Annotated in this window: 20 protein-coding genes, 1 pseudogene and 1 riboswitch; of the genes and pseudogenes, 15 read left to right on the top strand and 6 right to left on the bottom strand. The window is 38.2% G+C overall.

Annotated features, from left to right (window positions below; translation table 11 throughout):
- Positions 1-178 precede the first annotated feature (178 nt).
- Positions 179-853 carry a peroxiredoxin gene (locus tag HNQ85_RS15320; protein WP_220129263.1) on the bottom strand — a complete coding sequence of 225 codons (675 nt, stop codon included), beginning with the start codon at positions 851-853 and terminating at the stop codon, positions 179-181.
- A 205-nt stretch (positions 854-1,058) separates the two neighbouring features.
- Here HNQ85_RS15320 and HNQ85_RS17720 point away from each other — a divergent pair.
- From HNQ85_RS17720 to HNQ85_RS15280, 8 genes and pseudogenes are all read left to right on the top strand, one after another.
- Positions 1,059-1,175: pseudogene (locus HNQ85_RS17720) on the top strand (spermidine/putrescine ABC transporter ATP-binding protein); the annotation flags it as partial.
- A gap of 172 nt (positions 1,176-1,347) precedes the next feature.
- Complete coding sequence (locus tag HNQ85_RS15310) at positions 1,348-2,055, top strand: TrmH family RNA methyltransferase (RefSeq protein ID WP_181538654.1); 708 nt, start codon at positions 1,348-1,350, stop codon at positions 2,053-2,055.
- A gap of 127 nt (positions 2,056-2,182) precedes the next feature.
- Positions 2,183-2,845, top strand: coding sequence for a beta-phosphoglucomutase (pgmB, locus tag HNQ85_RS15305; protein ID WP_181538601.1), 663 nt, complete (start codon positions 2,183-2,185; stop codon positions 2,843-2,845).
- 23 nt (positions 2,846-2,868) lie between these two features.
- Positions 2,869-3,804 (top strand): ATP-grasp domain-containing protein, encoded by a 936-nt coding sequence (locus HNQ85_RS15300; RefSeq protein ID WP_181538600.1) that lies wholly within the window; start codon positions 2,869-2,871, stop codon positions 3,802-3,804.
- 202 nt (positions 3,805-4,006) lie between these two features.
- Positions 4,007-4,858, top strand: coding sequence for a carbon-nitrogen hydrolase family protein (locus tag HNQ85_RS15295; RefSeq protein WP_181538599.1), 852 nt, complete (start codon positions 4,007-4,009; stop codon positions 4,856-4,858).
- 13 nt (positions 4,859-4,871) lie between these two features.
- On the top strand, positions 4,872-5,543 hold the full coding sequence (locus tag HNQ85_RS15290; RefSeq protein WP_181538598.1) for a GNAT family N-acetyltransferase: 672 nt from the start codon (positions 4,872-4,874) through the stop codon (positions 5,541-5,543).
- Positions 5,544-6,028: 485 nt separating this feature from the next.
- Entirely contained in the window at positions 6,029-6,526 is a 498-nt protein-coding gene (locus tag HNQ85_RS15285; RefSeq protein ID WP_181538597.1) for a cation:proton antiporter regulatory subunit, read from the top strand.
- 6 nt (positions 6,527-6,532) lie between these two features.
- The gene (locus HNQ85_RS15280) at positions 6,533-7,759 is read left to right on the top strand and encodes a cation:proton antiporter (RefSeq protein WP_181538596.1); all 1,227 of its coding nucleotides are present in this window, start codon (positions 6,533-6,535) and stop codon (positions 7,757-7,759) included.
- A 98-nt stretch (positions 7,760-7,857) separates the two neighbouring features.
- On the opposite strand, the gene putP is transcribed toward HNQ85_RS15280, so the two are convergent.
- The gene (putP, locus tag HNQ85_RS15275) at positions 7,858-9,315 is read right to left on the bottom strand and encodes a sodium/proline symporter PutP (protein ID WP_181538595.1); all 1,458 of its coding nucleotides are present in this window, start codon (positions 9,313-9,315) and stop codon (positions 7,858-7,860) included.
- 516 nt (positions 9,316-9,831) lie between these two features.
- Here putP and HNQ85_RS15270 point away from each other — a divergent pair.
- From HNQ85_RS15270 to HNQ85_RS15250, 5 genes are all read left to right on the top strand, one after another.
- The gene (locus tag HNQ85_RS15270) at positions 9,832-10,644 is read left to right on the top strand and encodes a basic amino acid ABC transporter substrate-binding protein (RefSeq protein ID WP_181538594.1); all 813 of its coding nucleotides are present in this window, start codon (positions 9,832-9,834) and stop codon (positions 10,642-10,644) included.
- Between the two features lie 74 nt (positions 10,645-10,718).
- Positions 10,719-11,375 carry an amino acid ABC transporter permease gene (locus HNQ85_RS15265; RefSeq protein ID WP_181538593.1) on the top strand — a complete coding sequence of 219 codons (657 nt, stop codon included), beginning with the start codon at positions 10,719-10,721 and terminating at the stop codon, positions 11,373-11,375.
- Complete coding sequence (locus HNQ85_RS15260; protein WP_181538592.1) at positions 11,372-12,094, top strand: amino acid ABC transporter ATP-binding protein; 723 nt, start codon at positions 11,372-11,374, stop codon at positions 12,092-12,094. The genes HNQ85_RS15265 and HNQ85_RS15260 overlap by 4 nt, the downstream gene beginning before the upstream one ends.
- Before the next feature lie 422 nt (positions 12,095-12,516).
- Positions 12,517-12,609: riboswitch (cyclic di-GMP riboswitch) on the top strand.
- 134 nt (positions 12,610-12,743) lie between these two features.
- Positions 12,744-13,235 carry a chemotaxis protein CheW gene (locus HNQ85_RS15255; protein ID WP_220129262.1) on the top strand — a complete coding sequence of 164 codons (492 nt, stop codon included), beginning with the start codon at positions 12,744-12,746 and terminating at the stop codon, positions 13,233-13,235.
- Entirely contained in the window at positions 13,232-14,503 is a 1,272-nt protein-coding gene (locus HNQ85_RS15250; RefSeq protein WP_181538590.1) for a methyl-accepting chemotaxis protein, read from the top strand. Before HNQ85_RS15255 ends, HNQ85_RS15250 begins: the two co-directional genes overlap by 4 nt.
- 369 nt (positions 14,504-14,872) lie before the next feature.
- On the opposite strand, the gene pdxK is transcribed toward HNQ85_RS15250, so the two are convergent.
- The 4 genes from pdxK to HNQ85_RS15230 form a co-directional block, all read right to left on the bottom strand.
- Complete coding sequence (gene pdxK / locus HNQ85_RS15245; protein ID WP_181538589.1) at positions 14,873-15,700, bottom strand: pyridoxine/pyridoxal/pyridoxamine kinase; 828 nt, start codon at positions 15,698-15,700, stop codon at positions 14,873-14,875.
- Between the two features lie 76 nt (positions 15,701-15,776).
- Positions 15,777-16,931: an alanine racemase gene (gene alr, locus HNQ85_RS15240; protein WP_181538588.1), complete on the bottom strand. Its 1,155-nt coding sequence runs from the start codon at positions 16,929-16,931 to the stop codon at positions 15,777-15,779.
- Between the two features lie 289 nt (positions 16,932-17,220).
- Complete coding sequence (gene ald, locus HNQ85_RS15235) at positions 17,221-18,354, bottom strand: alanine dehydrogenase (protein WP_181538587.1); 1,134 nt, start codon at positions 18,352-18,354, stop codon at positions 17,221-17,223.
- Positions 18,355-18,468: 114 nt separating this feature from the next.
- Entirely contained in the window at positions 18,469-19,707 is a 1,239-nt protein-coding gene (locus HNQ85_RS15230) for a helix-turn-helix domain-containing protein (RefSeq protein ID WP_181538586.1), read from the bottom strand.
- A 436-nt stretch (positions 19,708-20,143) separates the two neighbouring features.
- Here HNQ85_RS15230 and HNQ85_RS15225 point away from each other — a divergent pair, with 436 nt between their 5' ends.
- Both HNQ85_RS15225 and HNQ85_RS15220 read left to right on the top strand, forming a co-directional pair.
- Positions 20,144-21,763, top strand: a complete 1,620-nt coding sequence (locus HNQ85_RS15225; RefSeq protein ID WP_181538585.1) for a M20/M25/M40 family metallo-hydrolase — start codon at positions 20,144-20,146, stop codon at positions 21,761-21,763.
- Between the two features lie 178 nt (positions 21,764-21,941).
- Complete coding sequence (locus HNQ85_RS15220; protein WP_181538584.1) at positions 21,942-23,141, top strand: MFS transporter; 1,200 nt, start codon at positions 21,942-21,944, stop codon at positions 23,139-23,141.
- Positions 23,142-23,210 lie beyond the last annotated feature (69 nt).

Below are 23,210 nucleotides of genomic sequence, written 5' to 3'. Positions count from 1 at the left end.
GATTTTATCTGTAAATAAAGTATTTGTTTTTAATATATATAAAATGAATGTAATTGTAAATAATTTTTATAATAAAATATTTACAAAAAATAAAAAATATTGGTTATTATTGCGCGTATATAATTTAGAAGGAACAAAAAAAGGCGTTCCCATATTTAGAGACACCTTACTTAGAGAACTAAAATAGTTTTTTGTAACAGAACCACCAGTCTAGACATTGAATTTGTCCTTGTTTTTGTTGTTCATAACGTTTTTTCGCTTTATCGATCGTGTCAGCCGGCGGCAAAATAACATTGCTGCCAATGAAACTATTATTTGGCCAATTTTCCGGTGTTGCTACATGATATAAACTTGCTGTTTGCAAAGCATGAACAGAACGCCAAATCTCCGCAATATTTCGTCCAACCTCTTGAGGATAATACAGCATTTGTCTGATAATGCCTTTATCATCAATGATAAACACTCCTCGTACCGTTCTTGTCCCTTTGTAAGGATGAATCATACCTAACATTTTAGCGAGTTCTCCTAGTGGATCGGCAATAATTGGAAATGTAATTTGCACGCCTGTTTTCTCTTTAATCCATTCAATCCATTTAATATGGGAAAATACTTGATCAATCGATAAACCAATTAAATCGGTATTCATCTTATGAAATGAATCTTTCCATTGTTCAAACGCAATAAATTCTGTTGTACAAACAGGTGTAAAATCGCCAGGATGGCTAAAAAGGATGAACCAGCGTCCTTTATAATCGACAGGAATCGTTTTTTGGCCGAGCGTTGTATGAATGGTTACTTCTGGAAATGGTTCGCCAATCGTTAAGGGCTTCAAGTCACCTTTGTTTTCGATCATTTCTTTATACCTCCTCAGTAAGAAAATGCGTGGTATTATATTCTGTTCAATACGATTTTGTTCCATAAAGTTAAGGCGAACATCAATTAACGATAGATGCAACGGGACTTTAAAATGATGTAGATGTCATTTCCTAATGGATCCTAATACATCAAAATTATTTAAAAAATTTACAAAAAATGTTTTCATCAAGTATGGTAAAAAATCAGATCAAATTGTCATTTTAAATAAAGGAAAAATTGAAGAAATTGGCACACCGCAAGAAATAGATTATCGGCCGCGAAACGTATTTGTCGCTCATTTTATCGGGGAAAATAATATTTTTGTTTTAGATAGCTATGGATCCGCAGTAAATGATTGTAGTTTGTACAGCAAAGATAAATCATGTAAAATGAAACTCGTTCTAAAACGATATCGGTAAAAAGTTTGTACGATATAACGATTTTTGCAGGAGGAAGGAGGAGAAAGAGATGGAGGATCATTTGGCTGTAAAGATGTCGGCTGAGGAAGCGAAAGCTTTTATTGAAAAATTAAAAGCAGAAGGGTTGTTAACAGAGGAAAACCGTATTGTCTGGGAAATGATTGTTCCTGAGCGGCTAAAGCGGATGTATGATGTATTAAACCGGCGTACCCGCTATATTACCGTTTTGACAGAAGGAGTCGACGACCCTCATAATCAATCAGCTGTATTGCGTACAGCCGAAGCATTTGGATTGCAAGACGTATTTGTCGTAACAGGAAAGGCACCGTTTCGACCAAATAAGTTTGTCACCCGCAATGCGGATAAATGGTTAACAGTGCATCAAAAGCCGGATATCGAAACAGCAATCAAAGACCTGCAAGCAAGGGGATATCAAGTATTTGCCAGTTACCTCGGTGAGGGAACGATTCCTCTTCAAGAAATCGATTTGTCAAAACCGACGGCTCTTTTATTTGGCAATGAGCATTCGGGAGTTTCTGAAGAAGCGATTCGTTTGGCAGATGGGAAATTTATTATTCCGATGCAAGGATTTGTCCAAAGCTTTAATATTTCAGTTGCCGCTGCTCTAAGCTTATACGATGTAACGGAACGGGCGAGAAAAATCGCAGGCGAGCGTTATTATTTAACGCTCGAGGAGAAAAAAGAGATTTATGAAAAATGGATGATGGATACGCTGAATCCAAGAGTAAGAAAGATGATTGAGACAGGGGTTATTTCCTAAGGTTGTTTGACATCGATGTGTTATGCAAGAAAGCCATTGATCTTTTAAAACGCGGAAAGAGGTTGTTTTCAGAGAAAAAATGTGATAAGACAACCTCTTCCTGAGTAAAAAGGACGTGTGATGGGCAATGAATAAAAGCCTAAAGGCAGTCATTTTTGATATGGATGGTGTTATTGCTGATACGGTCGAGTTTTATTATCGCGCTAATAAAAAGATCGCTGATGAAATAGGGGTTCCTTTTGACCGTGAGCTAAACCAAAAAATTCAGGGGCTTAATAGGTTTAAAACAATAGAAATCATGTTAGGAGATAAAAATGCGAATTATACTTATGAGGAAAAGCTTAAGCTTGCAGAAAGAAAAAACAAGTATTATTTAGAGCTCATTAAGGATCTCAACCGCTCGTATATTCTCCCAGGTATTTTGGAGCTGCTGAAGGAATTAAAAGAAAAAAGGATAAAAACCGCTGTAGCTTCTTCCAGCTCTAATGTAAAAACAGTACTTACCAGATTGGAAATCATCGATTGTTTTGATTATATTGTTGATATAGCAAAAATTAAAAAAGGAAAGCCCGACCCTGAAATCTTTTTAACAGCGGCGCAGGAGCTGCGAGTGCCTCCTCATTGTTGTGCAGCAATTGAGGACGGTGAAGCGGGGCTTAAAGCAATTCAAGAAGCAGGTATGTTTTCTGTTGCTGTTGGAGCACATTTAGCGTCAAGTCCGGCTCATTGGCATGTACTGAGCACAAAAGAAATTACTCTTAAAAAACTAATAGAGCGTTTTGAAAATTAAGGGACAACAATGGGGGTAAAAACATGGGTAAAATTTATATCATTCATGAAAATAGTGAATGGACGGTTCATTTAACGAAAAGGTTAGAAGAATTAGGCCTGCCATATGAAGAATGGTTTTTAAATGAAGGAATGGTTGATTTATCAGAAGCGCCGCCTGAAGGAGTATTTTACAATCGAATGAGCGCATCTTCACATACGCGCAATCACCGTTATGCACCTGAATTAACGGAGGCTGTGTTGGCTTGGCTTGAAAGGCATGGACGGAAAGTCTTTAATGGAAGTCGAGCATTAAGATTAGAGGTAAGTAAAGTAAACCAGTATATGGCGTTAAATGTGCACGGTATTCGTACACCAAAAACCATTGCGGCTGTTGGTAAGAAACAAATTGTTGCGGCAGCGAAAAAATTAGGCAGTCCATCTTTTATTACAAAGCATAATCGTGCTGGTAAAGGGCTTGGGGTCCAATTATTCCACTCTATGGAAGCACTACAGGAATATTTACAAAGTCCTTTGTTTGAAGATTCTGTAGACGGGATTACGCTTGTTCAAGAATATATTCAAGCTCCTGAGCCTTACATTACCCGTTGTGAATTTGTCGGTGGAAAATTTTTATACGCAGTGAGAGTAGATACATCAGAAGGATTTGAACTTTGTCCAGCTGATGCCTGTCAAATCGGAGACTTGTTCTGTCCAGTTGGTGAAACGACGGCAAGACCAAAATTTGAAATTATTGAAGGATTTGATGATCCAATTATCGGAAAATACACGCAATTTTTGAAAGCCAATCATATTCATATAGCCGGTATTGAATTCATACGTAACAAAGAAGGGGAAATCTTTACGTACGACGTGAATACGAATACGAACTATAACTCCGATGCTGAAGCAAGGGCCGGCAAATTCGGAATGCTTGAAATAGCAAAATTTTTGGGAGCGGAATTGCAAAAACTTTCATAAATACGGAGGAATGATCGATACTACTATTTTTGGGTAGATATCATCGATTGGTGTTATCTACCTTTTTTGAGGTCGTAAGGTTTTGGGGTATTTAGGAATAAACGTCATTTTTTATAAGTTGACAAGACTTCGAAAGCGACCTGCTGTAAAATTTATGGTAATATGATCTTGTTTATGAGCGAGAGGAAGGAAGTGAAGTCAAATGCGTGTATCAGCTGTTCAATATCATCTTCATACGATTCACTCTTATCAGGAATTTGTTGACCAAGTGACACATTATGTGAAAACAGCGCAAGAATTTGAGGCAGACTTCGTGTTGTTTCCGGAATTTGTGACAACGCAGTTAATGTCGATTCCGAATGGCAAAAAACAAGTGCAAACGATTGAAGATTTGCCAAATTATACGGAACAATATTATGAACTGTTTACTTCGCTGGCGAAAGAAACAGGAATGTACATTATCGGTGGAACTCATGTTATTCGCAAGGAAGGGAAACTGTATAACGTTGCCCATTTATTTTATCCGGACGGACAAATTAAAGAGCAGGCAAAGCTTCATATTACGCCGACGGAAGTAAAAGAATGGGGAATTACTCCTGGCGAGAGCGTCAACGTGTTTGAGACAGAAAAGGGAACAATCGGTTTATTAACATGTTACGACATTGAGTTTCCAGAAATTGTACGGATGGTTCGCGCGAAGGGGGCGGACGTCATTTTCTGTCCGTCATGCACGGACGATCGCCATGGCTTCCATCGTGTTCGTTATTGCTGTCATGCCCGCGCAGTTGAAAACCAAGTATATATTGTAACAACTGGCACAGTAGGTTCTTTGCCAACAGTAGATTTCATGCGGGCCAACTTCGGTCAGGCAGCTGTGATTACACCAAACGACATTCCGTTTCCGCCGCGTGGCATTTTAGTCGAGGGAGAAATTAACGACGACATGATTGTGACAGCGGACTTGGACTTGTCGCTATTGTATAAAGTGCGGGAAAAAGGCTCGGTAACGACATGGCGCGACCGCCGCATCGATTTATATCCAGATTGGAAGTAAAGGAGAGAAAACAATGGAATATGTACAAATTAAAAGCATTGATGATCCGCTTTTTGTAAAAATGTATGAGCTCTTGCAAGCTGTTTTTCCAGAAGAAGAAGTATTGGAGTTTGAGCTTTGGCGCGAACCGATTCAAGACCCTCATTTGCGCATTTGTGTCGCGGTGCATGAAGGAGAAGTCGTTGGTGCGACCGAGTATCGCTATTATCCAGATATGAATGTCGCGATGACGGACTTTACGATTATCGGTAAAGAAGGACTTGGCGTTGGCCGCTTTTTAATGAAAAAACGCGAAGAAGATTTAATGAAAATGGCGAAAGAACATGGAAACGAATTATTTGGCATGTTTGCAGAAATTTATGATCCTTATCGCGTTGAAGAACATGAATTCGGTGGAATTAAGCCGATGGACCCTTACGTGCGTCGCGAAGTTCTCTCCCATATTGGCTATCGGAAGTTGAACTTCCCTTATGTTCACCCATCATGGAAAAATGATGGAGAAGCGGTTTCGGCTTTAGATTTTTGTTTTCTCTCTTATAAGCATGAAGGAGACACTTTACCGGCACATTTAGTTGTACAATTTTTGAAAAAATATTATGCCGTTTTACCGAATAAATCGGATGCTTGGTATGAAATGATAAAAAACTTAGAAGCGAAAACGGAAGTGGAATTATTGCCAATTTAATAGAAAAAGTCGGTTGTCAAGAAAAAGTTCACTCTCCCCGTGAACTTTTTCTTTTCTTTGATTACATTAGGTGCTGTTCTTATGACAATCAAACTTGAAATATTCCCTATCCCAGATAATCTAATTGATTCATTTACAAGTATTGCTACCAAAAGTTATTAAAGCATTAAGTTCATTGACTTAGTCCCCACAGCGTAATAGAAACTCCAACTTATTTTCCCGTTCAACAATCTTGCCCTAGTAAAACAAAAAAGTGATATCTCCAATACAACAATTAATTTTAAACCAACTTTTTACGAAAAAATTGAAACTTTTGTACGCATTTTTACGTACATTAAGTTGTTAATTCTGTTCACTCTTGTTTGTGAAACTAAACTACCTTTGATAGCTACTCATTCATATGAGTAGAACAACATGTGAAAGCATACACATAACGATGGAGTTTGTACACTCTAATTCTATCATTACAAAAGGAGGATTAGAAAATGAATATTCGAGAAAGTGAGCTTCCTGGAATTGGAAAGAAATTTGAAGTGTTTACGAAAAACAAGGACAAAATGGTGATTATCATTCATGATAATGGTCGAAGAGAGCTTTATTATTTTGAACAGGATAATTATGAAGATTATGTGGCTAGTGCTGCTTTCGATGACGCTGAAGCTAGACAAATCGCAGCGATTATTGGGGGTATGACATATAAGCCCAGGGCGTTGGAGACCATTGAAATTGCTTTTGATGAGTTGGTCATTGAATGGTTTAAAGTGGAACGGAGTGCTAAAGCGGCAAATCAATCCATTGGTCAATTAAATGTCCGTCAATCTTTTGACGTAAATATCATCGCTATTGTCAAAAAGAATCATCAAGTAATCCATACCCCTGGTCCTGAAACTATTATTGAAGAGGGGGATACACTTATCGTCTCAGGTGAGCGTACTCAAGTAAAGAACATGGTCAAAGAGCTGTTGGCTGGAAGGGGGTCTTAATATCTCATGACAAATCATTTGGTTTTTGAAGTCGGTGTAGCTTTGATTTTAGTTGCTGTTGCAGCATTATTGGCTGGAAGATTAAACTTCTCCATTATCCCCTTTTTAATTTTGTTAGGGATGGCAGTAGGTCCTCATGCCCCTCAATTTGGAATTATCGATCTTACATTCATTGAGAGTTCAGAGATTATCGCATTTTTCGGACGTATTGGTGTATTATTTTTATTATTCTATCTTGGTTTAGAATTCTCCATCGGTAAACTGATCAGGTCTGGTCGCTCTATTGTCGTTGGAGGCTCCATTTATATCCTCATTAATTTTAGTCTTGGTCTTTTGTATGGTTATATTATGGGATTTCCTTTTCTTGAGATTTTGATTATTGCAGGTGTTATTACGATTTCATCTAGTGCTATTGTTGCAAAAGTATTAGTCGATTTACGAAGAACAGCTAACCCTGAAACTGAATTAATATTAGGGATTATTATGTTTGAAGATATTTTCCTGGCTGTTTACTTATCAATTGTCTCAGGACTAATATTGGGCGACTCTACTTCACTTGGAGGAACATTGTTATCAGTTGTCATTGCTTTAGGCTATATGCTATTATTCTTTATTCTAGCTAGAAAAGCTACACCTTTTATAAATAAATTGCTTAATATTTCCTCAGATGAAACCTTTATCATTGTTGTATTTGCAACCTTGTTCTTTGTAGCAGGATTCTCCGAAACGATTCATGTCGCAGAAGCGATTGGTGCTTTGTTATTAGGTCTGGTCCTCTCTGAAACAGAGCATAGTGATCGAATCGAGCGTCTGGTTGTTCCTTTTCGCGATTTCTTTGGTGCCATTTTCTTTTTCAGCTTTGGATTAAGTATCGATCCGTTTACGTTAGGTGAATCTGTCTGGCTGGCAATAGGAGCGGTTGTATTAACGGTAGTCGGTAATTTTGTAGCAGGTATAATCGCAGGCAGAAGATCAGGATTGTCCCATAAAGCCTCCTCTAATATCGGATTAACTATTGTGTCAAGAGGAGAATTCTCTATCATTATGGCAAATCTAGGGATAGCTGGTGGTTTATCAGCTAGTCTGCAACCTTTTGCTGCGTTATATGTGTTGATCTTAGCTATAATCGGTCCCTTATTAACTAAAGAATCGAAACGAATTTACGAATTCCTAAACAAGATATTTAAATGGAATAAACCTACTGATAAAAGGATGACAGGCGTTCAATCATAATACTGAAGTCGATTTAAAAACCCTTAAGAGCATCAATAGAAGTTGGACTGTATAATAAAGGAAAAACCCTTCTTGTTTTGAGAAGGGTTTTTCCTTTATTATAAAGCCTGCTTAAATTTATCAAACTGCTCGACAACTTGATCAGATGGTTTTGTCAATAAGCTTACGATGACAATAGCAATTAAGCTTGCCGCAAAACCTGGAATCATTTCATATAAAAGATTTTTCAAATAGCTAAACTGTGTCCAAATGATAACGGTGCTTGCACCAGCGATCATTCCCGCAAGTGCGCCCCATTTTGTCATGCGCTTCCAGCCTAAGCTTAATAAAATCACTGGTCCGAACGAAGCACCGAACCCAGCCCACGCATAGCCAACAAGCGCTAAGATCGTATCATTTTGCTCAAATGCAAGCGCAGCAGCTACAATGGATACAATTAAAACAGAGAGACGTCCTACCAATACAAGTTCTTTATCAGAAGCAGAACGACGGAATAATACTTTGTATAAATCTTCTGTTAAAGAGCTTGATGTTACGAGCAATTGTGAAGAAATGGTACTCATAATGGCCGCTAAAATCGCTGCCAACAAGAAACCAGTGATAAGCGGATGGAATAAAATCTCACCAAGTTTAATAAATACTGTTTCTGGATCTTCAAGTGTTATACCGCTTTTCGAAAAGTAAGCGATTCCAAAAAATCCTGTAAACATAGCCCCGACAATGGAGAAAATCATCCAGCCCATACCGATACGGCGAGCGTTTTTCATTTCTTTTACTGAGGAGATTGCCATAAAGCGGACAATGATGTGAGGTTGCCCGAAATAACCTAGTCCCCATGCAAAAAGCGAAATGATGCCAAGGAAGCTTGTTCCTTTAAATAAGTCTAAAAGAGTTGGGTCAATGTCGCGAATGGTTGAAACCGTATCACCTACACCACCTGTATGGAACAACGTAACAGCAGGAACAAGAATTAAGGCAATGAACATAATGAGACCTTGCACGAAGTCTGTCCAACTTACCGCTAAAAATCCGCCAAAAAGCGTGTAAGCAACGACAACGCCGGCGACAATCCAAAGACCAGTATGATAGCTAAAGCCGAAAGAGTTTTTAAATAGGACTGCTCCTGATACAAGACCAGAGGATACATAGAACGTAAAGAAAATCATAATAACGAGACCCGAAATTAAGCGTAACATTTTCGAAGTGTCATGAAATCGGTTCTCTAAAAATGCTGGAATTGTAATCGAATCGTTTGCTACTTCTGTGTACACACGTAAACGCGGTGCTACATATAACCAGTTAAAATAAGCACCGAGTGTTAAACCGATAACAATCCAAGAAGCGCTAAAACCTTGCGCATACATAGCACCTGGAAGTCCCATAAGCAGCCAGCCGCTCATGTCCGATGCACCGGCACTTAACGCTGTAACGGCTGGACCCAAATTACGGCCACCAAGCATGTAATCTGAAAGATCGGAAGTACGCTTATATGCCCAATAACCAATTACAAGCATACCTACCATGTAAATCATGATTGATACTAATACCAAATCCATGGTGTAACCTCCTTTGTTATGCTTCATTTTTCAAAATTGTTAAACAAAATAATATCTGAAGAGTACTATTTATGCAATAGTAATTATATTTTTTTTGCTGTAATATAACATAAGGGTTAAATTGGAAAAAATAATATTTTAAATAAAAAAGAAATATATTGCACTAAAATCTATTATTTTACTAAAAAATACCTTTATTATTTGAAGTTTTACAGATTTAATCGCGTAAGTCTAAATACTATTTAGGGAGAAACTTTATTTCCAAAATTTACGTAATATAAAATGAAAAATATTTCTTCATTGAATAAATATTCGTTTTACATAATATTTATTACGTATAACACAGGGACATCTCTATTTATATATTTTTTATATCTTCTAAATTTTTCTAAATTTATTTTTATGAATTATATTGAATAAATAATAAAGTATTGATAATATAGTAATTGCCTTAACATTAAGATTTTAATAAAAATAAAGACAAATCGTCGCTAATAAAAAAGGGGAGAAAGAAGGATGAAGAAAAAGAGCTTTATTTTTGGATTGATTGCTGTTTTGCTCTTGGCGTTAGTTGGTTGTGGAAAATCTGCTGAAGAAACTTCCTCAACAAATGGTGAGGCGAAGAAAAAAGTAGTAGTAGGAACAGACGCTGCCTTTGCTCCGTTTGAGTATATGGATAAAGGCGAGATTGTTGGCTTTGATGTTGATTTCTTGGATGCTGTCATGAAAGAAGCGGGTATTGATTATGAATTAAAAAATATTGGTTGGGATCCTTTATTTGCGGCAGTGCAAGGAAAGGAAGTAGATTTGGCGATTTCCGGAATTACAATTAATGACGAACGCAAACAAACATATGATTTTTCTACTCCTTACTTTGAATCTACTCATATGATTCTTGCAAAGGAAGATAACTCAATAAAAAATGCATTAGATTTAAAAGGTAAAGTGATTGGTGTACAAAATGGTACAACTGGACAAGAAGCTGTTGAAAAAATTGTCGGAGCTAATAGTAAAAATATCAAGAAGTTTGAAAATACGGCTGTAGCGATTATGGAACTTGTGAATGGCGGAGTGGAAGTAGTTGTTACTGATAACGTAGTTGCGACTGAATATATTAAAAATAATCCTGATCAAAAATTAAAAGCGATTGAGGATACGAAAAATTTCGAGTCTGAGTTTTATGGCTTAATGTTCCCTAAAGGAAGCGAGCTAAAACCAGAGATTGATAAAGCAATTAAAAAGGTGATTGAAAGCGGAAAATATGAAGAGATTTATAAAAAGTGGTTCGGTAAGGAGCCAAATGTAGATAACTTACTAAAACAGCAGTAATACATTACAGTTTTAAAAATTGCGTAACTAGCAAATAAATAGTTACGCAATTTTTATAATAGGGGTGAGGAGAATTGGATTTTCGTTTTGATATTATTGCGGAATATGCTCCGTTCTTTCTAAAGGGTGTCTTGTTAACGATTGGCTTATCTATTATTGCAATTATTGTAGGTTCGATTCTTGGATTAGTGATTGGGCTTGGGAAGATATCATCTAAGCAGCTTGTACGCTTGCCGTTTGAATGGTATATTAACTTCTTCCGCGGAACACCTTTATTTGTGCAAATTTTACTTGTTCATTTTGGTTTAATGCCGATGCTCTTTCCACAACCCAATCCAATTATTTCCGCTTCTGTATCGTTATCTTTAAACGCGGCGGCTTATATTGCGGAAATTTTTCGTGCGGGTATTCAATCCATTGACAGGGGACAAATGGAAGCGGCACGTTCGCTTGGAATGACACATGTACAGGCAATGTCGTATATCATTTTGCCTCAAGCATTAAAACGAATGATTCCGCCGTTTGGCAACGAGTTTATTGTCTTAATTAAAGATTCTTCTTTAGCTGCCATTATTGCCGCACCAGAATTAATGTATTGGGGAAGAGCGGCACAAGGACAGTATTATCGCGTTTGGGAGCCGTATTTAACGGTTGCACTCATTTATCTAGTGTTAACGCTTTCGCTTAGTAAGTTACTACATTACTTAGAAAGGAGGTATTCAGCGAAATGATTAAAGTAACAAATTTAAAAAAATCATATGGTGATTTAGAGGTATTAAAAGGGCTTGATGTTCATATTAAAGAGCGGGAAGTTGTTGTTGTCATCGGGCCGTCAGGTTCAGGAAAATCAACATTTTTACGCTGCCTAAATCTTTTAGAAGACTTTAATGAAGGAGAAGTTATTATTGACGGTTTTAATTTAAAAGATAAGAATATCGATATTAACAAAGTGCGTGAGGAAGTAGGGATGGTGTTTCAACGTTTTAATTTATTTCCACATATGACAGTGCTTGATAACATTACGTTAGCTCCCGTGAAAGTGCGAAAGTGGTCGATGGAGAAGGCAAAACAGAAAGCGTTGGAATTACTTGTGAAAGTAGGGCTGCAAGATAAGGCGCATGTTTATCCTGATTCGCTGTCAGGCGGTCAAGCTCAGCGTGTTGCTATTGCCCGTGCGTTAGCAATGGAACCAAAAGTGATGTTGTTTGACGAACCCACTTCTGCTTTAGACCCGGAAATGGTCGGTGAAGTATTGGCAGTTATGAAGCAGCTTGCGCAAGAAGGAATGACGATGGTTGTTGTAACCCACGAAATGGGATTTGCCCGTGAAGTTGGTGATCGCGTTATTTTTATGGACGGCGGCTACATTATCGAGGAAGGAAAGCCGAGTGAGATTTTTGATAATCCAAAGCATGAGCGGACGAAATCATTTTTATCGAAGGTATTATAGTAAAATTTGAGTAGGTTAACGGTCTCGTTATATCCTGTTTCATATAGGTGTTTTTTGGTTAAAAGGTTAGTGAATGTAACAGAAAATAATAGCACACAGGGCTCTTAAAAGGAGCCTTGTGTGCTTACAAAGTTAGAAATTATGACAGTATTTGCCCCTTTGGAACAGTTTGTTTTAATGCATAAATTAGTTTCCAAAGGGGCATTTTTTATACATTTTAAAGTTGGATTTTAGAGTGTAACTTTCCAATTAATAAAAGAATTAGTCAATTTTTATATTATGTGAAAGGTTGTGGGAAATATTAATTTTTTTAATAAATTCACATTTTTAGCAATAAAAATAGTTCACTTTTATTATAAAATGTATTATTATGTTAATCGCTTATATTATTCGACATAATATTACAAAATCATCAAAAAAATTACATAAATCGGCAAACTACTCGAAAGGGTAGGACGCAAAACTAAAGGGGCTAAACCTATTTTTATAAATAGGTATGCCAGCCAGTTGCTCTTTCTATGAAGAATCATTGTGATTTTTTAAGAAGGTTCTTTATTTAGGCGGAATAGTGCTGTCTAATCAACTGCCCTCTTTAGAATTTTAGAGGGCAGTTTTTTAGTTAGTAATTAATTAGAAAGGAGTTGTGATGATGGAGCAAAATATAAAATGTGTTGTTATCAAGCTACATAACGAACAATTTGGAATTGATATTCATCAGGTTCGTTCTATTGAACGATTGCAAAGTATTACAGTCATTCCTCAGACTCCCTCCTATGTCAAAGGGATTGTGAATCTTCGAGGAAATGTAATTCCTGTAATCGATTTATGTCAACGCCTTTCAATGGAATCGAGTTCTTATACTGATCAAACTAGATTAGTAGTAGTAACAGTCAAGGAAATAGATGTAGGGCTTATTGTCGATGCAGCAAACGAAGTAATGGATATCAGCCGAGAACAAATCCAACCTACACCTACTATTACCCAAGACAAGAAAATAAATTTTTTATATGGAATAGCAAAATTAGAAAATCAAATTTTAATTCTATTAGATGTAGAAAAATTGTTAAGTAATGATGATGTCATTCATTTAGAACAACTAAAAGAGTTGAAAGAAAACCTAGGAGAGGGGGATGAATTATGAAAAGCCTTCGATTAAAGATTATTAGTGGATTTTTAGTTATCAATTTTTTATTAATCATTGTATCAATTCTTAGTTTAAACGAAATCAATCAATTAAATACAAATGAAGCGGAAAGAGCATATACCTTGATTCTAACCTTTGCTATTATTTCTATCATTATTGGCTTGGGGATTGCCTTTGTCCTTTCTAACATGATTGTAAAACCAATTTTCCAAGTAGTAGATCGTATGAAAATGGTAGCAGAAGGAGATTTGTCGGCAAAGTTACTTGAAACCAAATCCAAAGATGAAATTGGTCAATTAACTCAATCAATGAATGAAATGATTTTGAACCTACGAAATATCGTTAGTGAAGTAAGAAACACAGCGGAACAAGTCGCTGCATCTTCAGAGGAATTAACAGCAAGTGCAGATCAGACAACAGCTGCAACGGAACAAGTCGCTTCTGCAATTCAACAAGTGGCAAGTGGAGCTGAAACGCAAACGAAGGGAATTGAGCGAAATGCTACTTCTTTAGAAGAAATTGCACAAGGTATTATCCGTGTTGCTGATAGTTCTAATCAGGTTACAGAACTTGCAAAACAAACCACTCAACAAGCTGAAGATGGCGGAAATTCTGTTGTACGTACAGTTGACCAAATGAATTCAATCTATAAATCGGTTATAGAAACTGATAAAATGGTTAAGTCTTTATATGAACGTTCAAAAGAGATTAGCAAGATTCTTGATGTAATCAGTGGAATTGCTGATCAAACGAACCTTCTTGCTTTAAATGCAGCAATTGAAGCAGCAAGAGCAGGAGAGCATGGAAAAGGATTTGCGGTCGTAGCCGATGAAGTACGAAAACTTGCTGAACAATCTCAAGCATCAGCGAAGCAAATAGCCGAATTAATTCTAAAAACCCAAAATGACACAGAAAATTCTGTTAAATTAATGACAGAAGTTACACAAAACGTAGAAAATGGTCTTGAAATATCGAAAGAAACATCTGAGAAATTTTCTCAAATAGTTCAAAATATGAAAGATATTGCTCCACAAATTGAGGAAATTTCTGCAATCACTCAACAAATCTCCGCAGGAGTACAAGAAATAACATCCACAGCGAATGAACTTACAGCGATTGCAAAAGAAAACGCAGCTACATCTGAAGAAGTAGCAGCCTCTACAGAGGAACAACTAGCTTCGATGGAGGAAATTACTGCTTCAGCGAAATCTCTCGCAAATATGGCAGAAGAATTGCGGGAAGTGGTTCATAAATTTAAGTTGTAAAGAAGAGGCTGTCCCAAAAGGAACAATATTTCAGTGCACTTTATTTGGTTGTATCCCCACTTATCAAAAACAATATACAGATATCTTTCAATGGCAAAAGGGGATATCTCATGTCTTATGAGAAATCCCCGCTTATAGAATGAAAATATTCGAAATAAATACAAAATTAAATGGGTTGAATGAGTGTTTACAAAAGTTTTCACACTTTTGAGCTGTAAGAAAGAACAATTTGGTGTTATCACACAGCTGTTCTTACTCTTGTTTGTCTAGCTCAAGCGTCTTATTATTCTTCTATTGAAATGTAAACATCTTTTGTCGGAAAAAGCATTTTCTCGATGGTAGCAAGTGTGGTACTCTTGCTTTTACTAGTTATTTAGTAAACATTTTCTCTTTATACAAACGATATGCCGCATGATTTGTCGGACCGACATATTGATTTAACGGGAATGAATGGCGAATCGCTTCAGTAATAAACGCTTTCGCTGTAAGAATTGCTTCTTTCACGGATTTTCCTTTTGCTAATTCGGCAGTGATTGCTGCGGAATATGTGCAGCCAGCACCGTGAGTATATGTCGTGTCAATGCGGTCTGATTCTAAAATTTCAAACGTTTTGCCATCATATAAAACATCGACTGCTTTTTCATGCGGAATTTTGCTGCCGCCTTTAACAAGAACGTATTTTGCGCCGAGTTCGTGAATTTTTGCCGCCGCCTCTTTCATTTCTTCAATCGTTTTAATTGGTGCTTGTCCGCTTAATTGCGCTGCTTCAAATAAGTTTGGTGTTACTACTGTTGCTTTTGGCACAAGCACTTCGCGATAACATACCGTATTTTCCGGATGCAGTGCTTCATCTGCTCCTTTACATACCATGACAGGGTCAACAACAACATTTGTCAGTTGATGCTTTTCAATCGTTCTTGCCGCAAGCTCAATAATATCAGTCGTTGGAAGCATACCTGTTTTCATGGCGTGGATGCCAACACCAACGATAATCGTTTCAAGCTGTGCTTCAATGGTTTTTAGGTCAATCGGAAATACTTGATGGAACCAGTTGTTGTGCGGATCCATTGCGACAATGGTTGTTAATGCGGTCATGCCGTAAACGCCGCGCTCTTGAAATGTTTTTAAGTCGGCTTGAATTCCCGCACCGCCGCTGCTGTCGGAGCCAGCGATCGTTAGTGCTTTGTACATCGTCATAAAAGTTCCCTCCTGTAAAAAACGTCTGTCTATATTATTCTATCAAAAACCATTCATATTTGGCTGTTAATGAGTTTTAAGAAAGCAAGTTCGTAATTTTAACGATTTCATTTTGATACCGGTAGACGCGCGGCACGCGTTTGCCGATTAAACAGACGACTTCGTAATTAATCGTGCCCATAAGTTCTGCCACTTCATCGATTTGCTGGTCGTCAAAAATCGTTACCTCATCGCCGACTTTGACTTCCGGAACGGCTGATACATCAAGCATTGTTTGATCCATGCATACTCTTCCGATAATTGGAACTTTTGTGTTTCGGACTGTCATTGTTCCACGATTGGATAATAAACGTGATAATCCGTCAGCATAACCGACAGGAATCGTCGCAATGATTGCTTCGCGCTCTGTTTTGTATGTGCACCCATAGCTAATTGCTTGTCCGCTTTTGACCTGTTTTAACGTCGCAATTTTCGTTTTGAACGTTAACGCTTGTTTGAGAGAGAACGCTTGATGGGCGATAGCTGGCGACGGAAGCAAGCCGTAAAGACTGATACCGACACGAACCATATCAAGATGGAACTCTGGGAACTTCATGGTTGCTGCGCTATTACAGCAATGTTTGATCGGGATTTCAATTCCATGTTCACGTAAGTAGTGGATCACTTCCATAAAATTAGCAAATTGTTGCTGTGTATAAGTTGGGTCAGGATTGTCAGCATCAGCAAAGTGCGTGAAAATGCCTTCAAGGATTATCCGGTTAGATGATAACGCTTTCTCAGCAAGTTTTAATGCTTCTTCTTTTGTTTGTACGCCAATTCTTCCCATTCCTGTGTCAACTTTCAAATGAACCTTTGCTTGTTTGCCTAATTTGGCTGCCTGTTCAATAATCGAATCGAGTACTTCTTCTGAAAAAAATGTTATCGTAATATCATGTTTAATCGCTGCTTCGACATACTGGGAAGCGGTATAGCCAAGAATTAAAATCGGGGAGGTGATGCGGGCATTTCGCAGCTGCAATGCCTCATCTAAAAAAGCAACACCTAAATAATCAGCGCCCCCCTTAATAGCCGCCTGCGCCACTTCCACTGCTCCATGGCCGTATCCGTCTGCTTTGACGACTGCCATAAAACGGCAATTTGTATTTAGCTTTTCTTTAAATTGTTTCACATTATGCTCAATGGCATCTAAATGAATTTCCACCCATGTATCGCGGTAATGAGTAAACGTCATACTGTATCTGCCCCTTTGTTTTAGTTGGAAAAAAAGCCGAATACGGAGACTGACCTGCAAGCAAAGTGTCAGATCTTACAACACCATAATATATAGTACATAACAATGGATAAAAATACTATATATTATACATTGTGCGTAAGGTCAGACACAGCTTGGTCAGCCCCGTACCGGCTTTTGAAAACACATATCCTAAGTTTCTTGAGGGTGAGAAATTTTTATTTATTGTGACAAGCTCCTGTTTACCTCGTCACACGGTAGTCAACGTAACAAACTTTCTGAAAACCGCTTAGTTAGTAGCTAGTTCTTTTTCTAATGCTGTTTCAACTGGCACATATTCATAGCCAAGGTCACGGGCAACCGCCTCGTATGTGATTTCACCGTTTGCTACGTTTACACCAAGTTTAAGTGCTGGGTTTTCCATGATCGCTTTATGAACACCTTTGTTCGCGATTTGTAATGCATATGGAATTGTTACGTTTGTTAATGCGATTGTAGATGTTCTTGGAACAGCGCCAGGCATATTTGCAACCGCGTAGTGAACAACGCCATGTTTTACATATGTTGGGTTGTCATGAGTTGTTACGTGATCGCTTGTTTCGACGATACCGCCTTGGTCGATTGCAACGTCAACGATGACAGAACCAGGTTTCATAGCTTTAACCATTTCTTCTGTTACAAGTTTAGGCGCTTTTGCACCTGGGATTAATACGGCACCGATAACAAGGTCAGATTCTGCTACTGCTTGGGCAATGTTCATTGGGTTAGACATTAATGTGTTAATTTGGTTGCCGAAAATATCGTCTAATTCACGGAGACGATCTGCGCTTAAGTCGATGATTGTTACGTCAGCACCTAAGCCGATGGCTACTTTTGCTGCGTTTGTTCCTACAACACCGCCGCCGATGATGGTTACTTTACCGCGGCTTACGCCTGGAACACCAGCAAGAAGGATACCTTTTCCGCCTTTTGGCTTTTCAAGGAATTGCGCACCGATTTGCGCTGCCATGCGTCCAGCCACTTCACTCATTGGTGTAAGAAGTGGAAGAGAGCGTCCTACTTGGACTGTTTCGTAGGCAATTGCGATCACGCCTTTTTCTTTAAGTTCACGCGCTAATTCAGGTTCAGCAGCAAGGTGTAAGTATGTGAATAAAATTAAACCAGGACGGAAGTATTTATATTCGCTTGCTAACGGTTCTTTCACTTTCATAACCATGTCAGCTTGCATCCATACGTCCGCTGCGTTGTCAATAATTTGTGCACCAGCATTCATGTAATCTTCGTTTGTGAAACCGCTTCCAATTCCTGCGTCTTTTTCGATAATGACTTTATGACCAGCATTTACAAATGACATAACTCCAGCAGGAGTAATTGCTACACGATTTTCGTTATTTTTGATTTCTTTTGGTACACCAATAATCATTGGTTGAGTTCCTCCTTTATATAGGTCTGTACTTGCAGTATAAACCGTTTTCATAATTTTTTCTTTGTTTATAAGAAAAAAAGAAGCGGCCTAATTTTGTGGATTTCCACAAAATTAATGCAGCGCTTCATATTTGGATAGTTTAATGTCAATATATAGTTTTAATTTTTGATTAATATCTGTTAAATCTATCTCGCCAATTTCCGCGATGCGTTTTAAGCGATAAGAGAGCGTGTTTGTATGAATGTTTAATGATTTTGCTGTTTCGTTCACATTGCTGTCGTGGTCAAAAAAGACTTCAAATGTTTCAACTAAATTCGTATGATGTTTTTCATCATATGCTTGTAATTTTCGGAGCGAAGAATTGATAAGCTCACCTTGTTGTTTTTTCTCTAAAAGCAAATCAAAAAACTGGTATATTCCTAATTGTTGGTAGCTGTAAATGGCGGCCGTTTCCGTTGGGAATTTTTCTTTCATCGCTAACACAGCTAAAGCTTCTTTGTAACTTTTTTCAATATGTTCGTATGTTTCATAAACGCCCCCAAAGCTGCTTTTGATACTATTGACATGAAATCGTTCATTCATTTTTGTAGCGAATGATATCATAAATTTATTGAATTCATGTATAGGTTGAGCCGTCGATTTAGGAGCGGCTAGTAAAATAAAGTCGTGACGGTCAATCGTGTGAAGGAGTACTTGGATTTGCTGCGTCGTTTGTAAAATATAAGAAATTTGTTTCTCCATCTCCTTCGTAATTTCGTTCGCAAATCGGAAGATGAGTACGGAAAATAACGGAGCAGTTGGAATCTGCATCATCGCAAAATTTTCTTTAATCTCTTCATTAGCTGTAATATGCCCAGTTAACAGCTTCCAAAAAAATTCCTGCACCCGCTCTTCTTTTTTATTTTTTCGCATATAAAGCTGCAATACTTTATTTTTTGCCGCTTTTGCCGCTTGTTTTAATAATTCCATATCGTCTTTCGATAGGATGCGGTCTGTTTCAAGCGCCCAAATAAAGCCGATGACTTCATTGTTTTTCCAAATCGATACGGCTACACGATTGCCGAGGCCAACGTCTGAGATGGTTTCAACGCGTACCGGCTCTTTGCTGCTTAATAATGTTTGAATGACTCCTTGTTTCCATAGACTATTAATTACTTTTTCCGGAACGCGACGGCTAATGATTGTTGCGGTACGCGCTGGGTCTGTATAGTCATCGTGCGCACTATAGGCAATTAATCGATGGTTTGCATCTTCAATCGTAATCGGACATTGCAAAAGTTCACTAATGTGGTCGGCAAATTCTTCCAGGCTATCAAAATTTGCTTTAAACGGATCGTTATTATATACCACTTCCTATGCCTTCCTTTCTTGAAGGGGAATTGTTGAAATCAACAAATATATGATTAAAAATATTGTAGCAAAAATTCTTGTTTACAAGGTAGCTTTAGATGGTTTCCTAGATATATGAAAGCTTTTGTGAATATCCGCTTTTATCACGGGATTGAATTTGACAAATAATAGGATGTTGTCATTTTGTTGGCTACTTTTTTCATGAAGTTTTTATTAATGACAGTGAAGAAGTATTTACAGCAAGAATCTTTCTTGATCGGGAGAACCGTTCTATTACGTTTGCAGCAAACCGCCAGATGTTTTTCAATATGGCAAAATGGAACTTATAACAGTGGTGTACATATGTATGCTGCTGTTTTTTTATTTTTTATTTTAATAATTTTAATAATATTGATAAAATAATCAGAGAGTCTTTAAGAAAAAGCGGGGGAAGAAGATGAAATGGCAAACGACGCAACAGTTAAAGCAACTGCTTTGTAAATTAGTACAATACCCAAGTGTAAGCGGATCGCAGGCAGAAGTGCTTTTGCCGCAATATATCGTTGAGCAATTAAGCACACTTGATTATTTCCAAGAAAATAAAAAACATCTGCAGTTAAATCCGACTGGTGATGGTCGTTATTTTGTAACAGCGCTTGTGAAAAAAAACGAAGAAACTCGTGATACGATTGTTCTTATCAGCCATTTTGACGTGGTCGATGTTCAAGATTATGGAGTGTGGAAAGATCTTGCTTTCTCTCCTGAGGAATTAACGAAACGATTCTATGAAAATAAAGAAAGTATTCCGCCAGCAGTGCAGGCCGATTTAGAAACAGGCGAATGGCTATTCGGACGAGGCGTCATGGATATGAAATGTGGACTTGCTTTACATATGTCACTCATTGAAAAGGCATGCTCAGGCAAGTTTAACGGAAACTTGCTGCTTTTAACCGTGCCGGATGAAGAAGTAAACTCTGTCGGCATGTGCGCTGCTGTCCCTGTTTTACTGGAAATAGCAGAAAAACACCATTTAAATTACAAGCTTGTCTTAAATTCTGAGCCCATGTTTGCCCGCTATCCGGGTGATCAAACGAATTATGTATACACGGGCACTATTGGAAAGGTACTGCCAGGGTTTTATTGTTACGGCAAGGAAACACATGTTGGAGAGCCTTTAGCGGGATTAAATGGAAACTTCATGGCTTCACAAATTACAAATGAGTTGGAATTAAATACGGATTTTTGTGAAGTATTTGCTGGAGAAGTAAGTCCCCCACCGACAAATTTAAGTCAGATGGATTTAAAAGAAGAATATTCCGTGCAAATTCCACATCGTGCTGTCACATTATTTAATTTATTTCTGCAAAAAAAATCAATGGACGAAGTAACTTCATCTTTGCTTGAGTTAGCAAAACGTTCAGCAAAGCTTATTGAAGAACGTTATCACCATCAAGCTGTTCGCTTTGCACAGCTGGAACAATCAACACCCCAATCTCTTTCAGTAAATGTATTTACATTTGCCGAATTAAGAGGCAAGGCAGTCGAAATGTTTGGACTCGAGAAAGTAGAGCAGATCGAAAAAAGTATTCTAAAGAATGAAAGCAATAAAGAGGAACGGGAGCTAACGATTGAATTAGTCGATCAATTAGCGATTCTTTGCAAAGATTTAGCGCCGATGATTGTTTTATTTTTTGCTCCACCTTATTATCCAGCGGTAAACTCAAGCGATGAACCGCTTATTCAGCGGATTGTCGGACAGCTGCAAGAGTATGCTGAAAAGAAGCATGGGGTTTCGTTTATTCAGCAGCATTATTTCGGTGGAATTTCCGATTTAAGCTATGTAGGGCTACAGCAGCCGCTTTCGTCATTGCAGTCGCTTACTGACAATATGCCGATGTGGAATCAAGGATATAGTCTGCCGTTTGCAGCGCTTGAGAAATTGAATGTGCCTGTATTGAATGTTGGACCAGTTGGACGCGATGCACATAAATGGACGGAGCGGTTAAACGTCCCTTTCTCGTTTGAGACGGTAAAAGATTTATTATTGTATACAATTGCAAAAGTATTTGAAGAATAAGAGGGATGACCGATAAGTGTCTGATCCCGCCATGTACTTCATTACGTGTCATATATTGTGGTTGTGGGGTCTGACCTTTTACTTTAGGTCGGCCTCTTTTTTCTTTGCTTTCTATTGCATCTGCACATATAATAGTGTAAAGTATAATCTTTACATCTGTAAATGAAGGGGGCTTGTCATGAGTCAACAGCAGACGATTTCAAACCGAAAGTTGTTAGGAATTGCCGGTCTTGGCTGGTTGTTTGATGCGATGGATGTAGGGATGCTATCCTTTATCATTGCTGCGCTGCAAAAAGAGTGGAATTTAACGGTCGAGCAAATGGGCTGGATCGGTAGCGTAAATTCCATCGGCATGGCCGTTGGTGCGCTTGTTTTTGGTCTTCTGGCTGACCGCATCGGGCGGAAAAATGTCTTTATTATTACGCTTTTACTATTTTCCGTTTGCAGCGGATTATCCGCATTTACAACTACGTTGACCGTCTTTTTAATTTTGCGCTTTTTCATTGGAGCTGGATTAGGGGGAGAGCTGCCGGTTGCGTCAACGCTTGTATCGGAAAGTGTTCCGGCGAACGAGCGTGGCAAAGTGGTTGTTTTGCTTGAAAGCTTCTGGGCAGTCGGCTGGTTGTTAGCAGCGTTGATTTCTTATTTTGTCATTCCAAAGTACGGTTGGGGAACGGCGCTGATTTTAGGAGCGCTTCCTGCATTTTACGCCCTTTATTTGCGTTGGAATTTACCTGATTCACCGTGTTTTATGAGCGTAAAAAAAGAGGAAACCGCTTTAGGAAATATCATCAAAGTTTGGTCTTCCGCTTATGCAAGACAAACGACGATGCTTTGGATTCTTTGGTTTTGTGTTGTATTCTCTTACTACGGAATGTTTTTATGGCTGCCAAGCGTGATGGTCATGAAGGGATTCAGCTTAATTAAAAGCTTTGAATATGTACTCATTATGACGCTAGCGCAATTGCCGGGATATTTTAGCGCAGCATGGCTCATCGAGCGCATGGGAAGAAAATTTGTTCTTGTTACTTACTTAATGGGCACAGCTCTCAGCGCATACTTTTTCGGTAATGCAGAGTCTTCAGCATTATTAATTACGTTTGGAGTTCTTCTATCATTTTTTAACTTGGGAGCTTGGGGTGCGCTGTATGCATACACACCTGAACAATATCCGACCGCGATTCGCAGCACAGGTGCAGGAATGGCAGCATCATTTGGACGAATTGGCGGCATTCTTGGTCCGTTATTAGTCGGCTACCTCGTTGCACAAAAGACCGCAATTACAACGATTTTTGCGATTTTCTGCGTGGCGATTTTCGTCGGTGCATTGGCTGTCCTTCTTTTAGGAAAAGAAACGAAGCAGCAGGAATTAGCGTAAGACAGTAATGGATTGACAAAAAGGGGAAGAAGCTATAATTTTGATATTATGGCTTCTTCCCCTTTTATT

It is taken from the genome of [Anoxybacillus] calidus (genome assembly GCF_013760845.1).
Classification (GTDB): Bacteria; Bacillota; Bacilli; order Bacillales; family Anoxybacillaceae; genus Paranoxybacillus; species Paranoxybacillus calidus.
This window is presented reverse-complemented; position numbering and strand designations above follow the sequence as displayed.

Coding starts and splice junctions, on each gene's coding strand:
- ald (WP_181538587.1), bottom strand. CDS start 18,354: ATGATTATTGGTGTACCAAAAGAAATCAAAAATAACGAAAATCGTGTA.
- HNQ85_RS15300 (WP_181538600.1), top strand. CDS start 2,869: ATGGGTAAAATTTATATCATTCATGAAAATAGTGAATGGACGGTTCAT.
- HNQ85_RS15285 (WP_181538597.1), top strand. CDS start 6,029: ATGAATATTCGAGAAAGTGAGCTTCCTGGAATTGGAAAGAAATTTGAA.
- putP (WP_181538595.1), bottom strand. CDS start 9,315: ATGGATTTGGTATTAGTATCAATCATGATTTACATGGTAGGTATGCTT.
- HNQ85_RS15220 (WP_181538584.1), top strand. CDS start 21,942: ATGAGTCAACAGCAGACGATTTCAAACCGAAAGTTGTTAGGAATTGCC.
- HNQ85_RS15250 (WP_181538590.1), top strand. CDS start 13,232: ATGAAAAGCCTTCGATTAAAGATTATTAGTGGATTTTTAGTTATCAAT.
- pdxK (WP_181538589.1), bottom strand. CDS start 15,700: ATGACGATGTACAAAGCACTAACGATCGCTGGCTCCGACAGCAGCGGC.
- pgmB (WP_181538601.1), top strand. CDS start 2,183: ATGAATAAAAGCCTAAAGGCAGTCATTTTTGATATGGATGGTGTTATT.
- alr (WP_181538588.1), bottom strand. CDS start 16,931: ATGACGTTTACTCATTACCGCGATACATGGGTGGAAATTCATTTAGAT.
- HNQ85_RS15310 (WP_181538654.1), top strand. CDS start 1,348: ATGTCGGCTGAGGAAGCGAAAGCTTTTATTGAAAAATTAAAAGCAGAA.
- HNQ85_RS15225 (WP_181538585.1), top strand. CDS start 20,144: ATGAAATGGCAAACGACGCAACAGTTAAAGCAACTGCTTTGTAAATTA.
- HNQ85_RS15255 (WP_220129262.1), top strand. CDS start 12,744: ATGGAGCAAAATATAAAATGTGTTGTTATCAAGCTACATAACGAACAA.
- HNQ85_RS15295 (WP_181538599.1), top strand. CDS start 4,007: ATGCGTGTATCAGCTGTTCAATATCATCTTCATACGATTCACTCTTAT.
- HNQ85_RS15280 (WP_181538596.1), top strand. CDS start 6,533: ATGACAAATCATTTGGTTTTTGAAGTCGGTGTAGCTTTGATTTTAGTT.
- HNQ85_RS15270 (WP_181538594.1), top strand. CDS start 9,832: ATGAAGAAAAAGAGCTTTATTTTTGGATTGATTGCTGTTTTGCTCTTG.
- HNQ85_RS15320 (WP_220129263.1), bottom strand. CDS start 853: ATGATCGAAAACAAAGGTGACTTGAAGCCCTTAACGATTGGCGAACCA.
- HNQ85_RS15260 (WP_181538592.1), top strand. CDS start 11,372: ATGATTAAAGTAACAAATTTAAAAAAATCATATGGTGATTTAGAGGTA.
- HNQ85_RS15290 (WP_181538598.1), top strand. CDS start 4,872: ATGGAATATGTACAAATTAAAAGCATTGATGATCCGCTTTTTGTAAAA.